Origin of the sequence: Bacteroides sp. 3_1_13, assembly GCF_001185845.1 — a bacterium.
Classification (GTDB): Bacteria; Bacteroidota; Bacteroidia; order Bacteroidales; family Bacteroidaceae; genus Bacteroides; species Bacteroides xylanisolvens.
Window position 1 is genome coordinate 1 of the sequence record NZ_KQ236963.1, and the last position, 4,854, is coordinate 4,854.

At 43.0% G+C, this 4,854-nt stretch carries 4 protein-coding genes and 1 pseudogene; 2 read left to right on the forward strand and 3 right to left on the reverse strand.

Annotation, left to right across the window (positions count from 1 at the left end; genetic code table 11):
* Both HMPREF9009_RS24600 and HMPREF9009_RS24605 read right to left on the reverse strand, forming a co-directional pair.
* On the reverse strand, positions 1-1,383 hold a 1,383-nt coding region (locus tag HMPREF9009_RS24600), incomplete at its 3' end, for a type II toxin-antitoxin system HipA family toxin (protein ID WP_049703631.1).
* Positions 1,376-1,726, reverse strand: a complete 351-nt coding sequence (locus HMPREF9009_RS24605; protein WP_005868812.1) for a helix-turn-helix transcriptional regulator — start codon at positions 1,724-1,726, stop codon at positions 1,376-1,378. The genes HMPREF9009_RS24600 and HMPREF9009_RS24605, both read right to left, overlap by 8 nt.
* A 129-nt stretch (positions 1,727-1,855) precedes the next feature.
* Between HMPREF9009_RS24605 and HMPREF9009_RS26285 the strand changes: the two are divergent.
* Both HMPREF9009_RS26285 and HMPREF9009_RS24615 read left to right on the forward strand, forming a co-directional pair.
* A pseudogene (locus HMPREF9009_RS26285) lies at positions 1,856-2,015 on the forward strand (helix-turn-helix domain-containing protein).
* Positions 2,016-2,141: 126 nt separating this feature from the next.
* Complete coding sequence (locus HMPREF9009_RS24615; RefSeq protein ID WP_005868811.1) at positions 2,142-3,422, forward strand: ATP-binding protein; 1,281 nt, start codon at positions 2,142-2,144, stop codon at positions 3,420-3,422.
* Positions 3,423-3,727: 305 nt separating this feature from the next.
* Here the strand turns inward: HMPREF9009_RS24615 and HMPREF9009_RS24620 are convergent, their stop codons facing one another.
* Positions 3,728-4,786, reverse strand: coding sequence for a helix-turn-helix domain-containing protein (locus tag HMPREF9009_RS24620; RefSeq protein WP_049703632.1), 1,059 nt, complete (start codon positions 4,784-4,786; stop codon positions 3,728-3,730).
* Positions 4,787-4,854: the final 68 nt, after the last annotated feature.

Sequence of the window (4,854 nt, forward strand, 5' to 3'; positions counted from 1 at the left end):
GAAGTCATCATTTCGCATAGCCTTCATGAAAGCCTGCTCTTGTTCGTTGGCAATGTCCGGCATATGGATCGTATGCAGTTGCTTGCCGAACAAGAGCAGGTTTTCTCCGATAAAATCGGCGTGTTCCGGCTTGACCCCGCAATCCTTGGCAGTCTCATGCCAATGCGATACGGTTTCCTGTATCTCTTCGATAATCTGTTTGTGTTTCCGGATACCCATGTTCTCACCTACCTTTTGCAGATCTTCCATCGTGAAATTGTCTTGTTTGCCGTTGAGTGACAGCTGGTGGCGGTTCGTCCATTTGCCGCCCGGTGTGTATGAGTAGCAGAGGTCGTATGCTGGGGCCAGTTTCCACTTCCCTTGTCTATCCATCAGGAAAGATAAGTTCTTGCTATGGTCGTCATGGTTCCGGCTCATGACGTTGAACACCATTCTTCGGTATAGTTCCTCCTGCTCTGGATAAGGGAGGTTCATCTGCCGCATGATACGGAATATCTCTTCGTATGAATGGCGTTGGTCACGGTCATAGTGGGCAAGCCCGGCCAATGTCTGTACATGGATTTTCTCTCCGTCTTTCATACGGTCAAAACGGCGTGTCATAAAGTGATATGACTCTTTTTCCTGAAGTAACCGGCATTCCATCATATCGATACCGCAGGCTTTTGCCATCCGGTGATAGGCATATTCGATATTTCCTATTCCTTGTGGATTGTCCGTTATCTGCGTGTGTTCGCTGTATTTGCCGCCATCAAATTTCAACAGCCAATATCCGAATCCTTCAGGAGCTTTTACCTGTCCGGAGCGTACCTCTCCGGTAATATCGTTGTAGGCGATGATGGCCTTGGGCTTGGCACCTCCGGCAGATGTTCCCACTTTCAGTATATCCAGAATGTTTCTTCCTTCCTGGCGCAGTTGGACCTGAAAAGCCATTCTGTCCGTGAATACGGATTTGGCAAGCTCCGTCAGTTCCTCGATATGGAGCACTGATGATTCGTTCATGCCGTTGATTGGCGAGGACGGCTCAAACTCCAGTGCGCCCATGCCACGTTTGCCTACATAGCAAAGCCTGTCTAAAGGGGTAATCTCTTCTCCGGACAATCCCTTGCTGGCAAACCATTCATTGATGATCTGGTTTCCGAAAGTGTCCGGCAGTGAATCGGCAAACAGGCCGGGCAACCCCTTGAAACAGTCGGTACGGTTTTCAAGGAACCGGTAGGGGGTGTTCCTGTACTGGCTGATGGGCATGATGATGGGAGAAATGTCAAGACCGGAGCGGATGAACTTCCGTTCATAGTCGAACAAGGCGGCATTGCTTTCCTTTTCCCAATAGAGAGAGCCTACGCTTTCTCCCCATAGCTTTACATCTACTATCAAATCATTCATGGTTATCTTGTTTTAAATGGCGTACACGGTAGCGTTTCTTTCCTTGCAGTTTTTTGAGCTCTATCGGGCTGACCCGGATTTCCGGTACCAGTTGCTCCAGGTTCTCCAGCAGGCCGAGCGAGCGGAGTACGCTGATGAACAACAGCAGCGATACCGATTTGCCCTTCTCGATGTTCGCAACGGTCAAGGGGCTTACACCGGAAGCCGTTGCCAGTTCTTCCTGCGTGATATGCTGCCTGATACGTGTCTCTTTGATGCGCTGGCCGATTCTCATCAGCACAGCTGGATTGCTCATTTCATTCCACATGGTTGTTCCTTTTTTGCAAATATACAAATAATCCATGTAAATATATAGATTAACTTGAATATATGATGTTAATCTATATGAATACAATGATTATAGTTGCTTTATCGGCTGTTTTTTTCTTTGAACTAGGATGAAAACTGACTAAAATCACAATGTGTTGTGAATATGAAAGAGCTAGGAAAGATGATTAAAGAGTGCAGGAAGAGTTTGAAGGTCAATCAGCTGGAACTTCTCCGAACTGGCGGGCGTGGGCATCAATACGCTGGTGGCCATCGAGCGTGGAGAAGGCAATCCTAAATTGGCTACTGCTTTCCATTGGAGTTGATTAAAGTGCGGAAAAATGTATAAGATTGCTTCTATTATCTGTTTATTTTCTTATATTTGTGCTTTAAATAAGTGCGGATAAATGTATTATACGCTGTTTTTACATGTATAAAAATGCTGTTTGTAGATGAAAAGATTTGTTTTGCAACAACTTATAGAATGGAAAAACCGTGAGGATAGAAAACCTCTGATTTTAAATGGTGCCCGACAAGTTGGGAAAACATGGCTGCTCCATGAGTTTGCCAAACTTGAATACAAAAAAGAGGCTTATGTGGTATGCCGTAAGAATAACCTTGCACGCCAGCTTTTTTCTCAGGATTTCAATGTTGACAGAATTTTACGGGGGCTGCGTGCGATGACTTCCGTTGACATTACTCCGGGTGATACGCTTATTATCCTTGATGAGATACAAGATATCCCGGAAGCACTGGAATCTTTGAAGTATTTTAAAGAGGAGGTTCCGGAGTATCATATAGCTGTGGCAGGTTCACTTTTGGGGATATCCCTTCATCAGGATGTGTCTTATCCCGTAGGGAAGGTAAATGTCATCAATATATTTCCTATGAACTTTGAAGAGTTTCTTGTCGCCAAGGGAGAAGAAGAAGCTTGTAAATTGCTTATGAGTGGGGATTTTGAAACGATAAGCCTCCTGCATGACAAATATACGGATCTCCTTCGGCAATATTATTATGTAGGTGGTATGCCGGAAGTTGTACTCAAATATGTAGAAACGGATTCCTTGCTGGAAGTCAGAAGAATACAGTCGGAGATTTTGCAAGGCTATGATCTTGACTTCTCAAAACATGCGCCCAAAGAACAGGTTCCGCGTGTCCGAATGGTATGGAACAGCATTCCTTCCCAATTATTTAAAGAAAACAAGAAATTCATTTACGGAGCTTTGCGAAAAGGTGCCAGAGCCAATGATTTTGAGATGGCCATTCAATGGCTTGTAAATGCCGGGTTGTTGTATAAAGTGCCTCGATGTACCAAACCGGAGCTTCCGCTTGATATTTATGAAGACCTGTCGGCTTTCAAACTCTATATGGTTGATTTGGGGCTTATGGGTGCTATGGTCAAGACAGATCCGGCCCAAGTCTTGATTAAAAACGACATATTTAAGGAATACAAGGGAGGAATGACTGAACAGTATGTATTGCAGCAGATGAAAAGTAAGGGCGTGTCACCGATTTATTACCATAACACAGACAATTCGCGTCTTGAGTTGGATTTTGTTATTCAACGTAATGCCCAAATGGTGCCGATAGAAGTGAAGGCCGAAGGGAATGTCCGGGCCAATTCGTTGACAGCATTACTGGGAAAAAGACCGGAATTGCATGCGGAGAGATTTTCTATGTTGCCTTATAAAGTACAGGGTAATCTTACAAATTTTCCGCTATATGCAATATAGGTGTATCCTTTTCCCATGCCGGTCATACCGTTAGAACTGATTGATAAGTATGATGCGTATGTTGGCCGGTATGTCTATCTTTGTGGCAATGAAAACAGAGAGAGGATTGATTTACGCCTTGTTTTCCGGGACGGAAAGGAGATTGGCACGGATGATCTGAATCTGTATTATAATTGACGTGACGGCTTGGATGTCCCCCGGATGAATGTTCGGGGGATTCTTTTTCTTTTGGGCGTTCCCGTGGGACGGTCGGGCTTTACGTTTCAAGTCCTCGCCTAAAGGCTGTGGGCTTTACTCTGCAATCCCTAACGCATGGCTGAAAACTCCTCTTGCCGGTGTTCTTCTTCATACAGCCTCATGCGTTCTTGTAATGCTTCTTTTAAATTGTCGCTTTTTTTCAGTCCGAGTTTGGCACGTATGTTCGCTCGTTGGCTGGTTATGTTTCCGCTACTCCGATGTAATAATTCGCATATTTGGCTGACGGTCTTGTCTTGCAGTATTAAACGGCAGATGTTTAATTCGGACGGGGATAAATTGGGATATATTCTCCTGATTGTATCAAGTTTACTTTTTTCCTTTTTCTGGTATGCGGCAAGGGCTGTAAAAAGATTTTCTTTGGATTGTTCCCCTATTATGTTTAACAGGGAGCTTGTCTTTTCTTCCGGGTTATTCTCGCTTAACAACTCGGCGAACGCGAATAGTTCTTCCTTTTTCATTTGGAGACGTTTCAAAAGCATTTCCTCTTCCTCTTTTAGCAAGTTGCTACTTTTTAGCAAGCTGCTGATATTACTGCGTAAGGATCTTCCTAATAAGGGGATCATGGTGTATATGATGATGATCAAAGGCAGATAACTGTATAGGAACGGTTCGTCGGTGATAAGTGTGCAGATTGTATAGGAAGCTATGGTAAGGGAGGACAATAGGATGGAGATATTACTCATATAGGCACAGATGGAAAGCATGGTAAATAAGAGAGAGATAGTAAGGTTACTCATTATCAATGCTCTTTGATAACTATATTCATGTCCGCTACATATTGAGCAATAAATTATTTCGATAGAAATCTCGATATGTATGGCTATCAGTATAATGGAAAAGGTCGTGGTCAGATTTACTCTCTTTTTAAAATAAGCGAGAGTGCACATGATGATAAACAGGAATAATACGCTGTTAATATAATAAAACTGTTCATTGGGAAATGGAACTGAAAATATGTATATGGGTGCGCATAAGACCAGCATGAGCAGGGATAGATGAAAGACTCGTTTTTGTTGATACGTTATTATCATTTCTCTTTCTTTTTTGTCGTAAGTTTGAGTTTTTATTGAACTTAGAAAAGTAGCGGCTTTTGTGCTGAATTTCATGTGTTTTATTGTTTTAAGTGTTATTAAGTATGATGTTTCTTGCAAAGATAACTGTTTTTTTTTTTTTT

What these genes read in the sequence shown, in the direction of transcription:
- HMPREF9009_RS24605 (WP_005868812.1), bottom strand. Translation starts at nt 1,726, where the DNA reads ATGGATTATTTGTATATTTGCAAAAAAGGAACAACCATGTGGAATGAA.
- HMPREF9009_RS24615 (WP_005868811.1), top strand. Translation starts at nt 2,142, where the DNA reads ATGAAAAGATTTGTTTTGCAACAACTTATAGAATGGAAAAACCGTGAG.
- HMPREF9009_RS24620 (WP_049703632.1), bottom strand. Translation starts at nt 4,786, where the DNA reads ATGAAATTCAGCACAAAAGCCGCTACTTTTCTAAGTTCAATAAAAACT.